The following is a 694-nucleotide window of genomic DNA, read 5'->3' on the forward strand; positions in this document are numbered from 1 at the left end:
TCCGGCGGATAAAAACTATCGCCCAGCGCAAAAACATAAAAAAGTCCTCATTGAGAGTACGCAATCTGCCGTAGTCACCGGTCCTGCGGGTGAGGAAATTTACACCGATAAACACGGTCGGATCAAAGTGCAATTTCACTGGGATCGGGACGGCAAAAAAAATGAAAAAACCACACGTTGGCTCCGTGTTAACACCGGAATAGCCGGTGGGCAATGGGGGCAAGTCGCTATTCCACGTATTGGTCAGGAAGTAGTGATTGAATATCTGGATGGTAATCCTGATAACCCAATGGTAACTGGGTGTGTCTACCACGCAAATAATAAAGTGCCGTATGAATTACCTGCCCATAAAAGTCGTAGCACCTTTAAAACCGAAAGTAGCCCCGGAGGCGGTGGTTTTAATGAATTGCGCTTTGAAGATAAAAAAGGTCAGGAACAAATTTATATCCATGCTCAAAAAGATATGGATATCCAGGTCAAAAATGATCACCGAGAGCATATCAATGGCAACCGGCATTTAGTCGTAGGTAAAAACAGTTACGTATTGATTGAAGGGGATGCGCACTGGCAAAAAGATAAAAATGAGCGAATTGAAATCGGCCAAAATCGGCATATTGAATCCCAGTCATCAACGTACACCAAGTTTGACAAAGCCTATCTGGAAAACTGTCGCAGCGAAAATCATATCAAAGCA

The 694-nt window shown here is 43.7% G+C and carries 1 protein-coding gene; it reads left to right on the top strand.

All coding sequences use genetic code 11. The features are described 5' to 3' along the window. Positions 1-694, top strand: a 694-nt coding sequence (gene tssI, locus KCG35_RS25945) for a type VI secretion system tip protein TssI/VgrG (RefSeq protein ID WP_215822804.1), incomplete at both ends; no start/stop codon positions are given.

Origin of the sequence: Zooshikella harenae, assembly GCF_018837975.1 — a bacterium.
Taxonomy (GTDB): Bacteria; Pseudomonadota; Gammaproteobacteria; order Pseudomonadales; family Zooshikellaceae; genus Zooshikella; species Zooshikella harenae.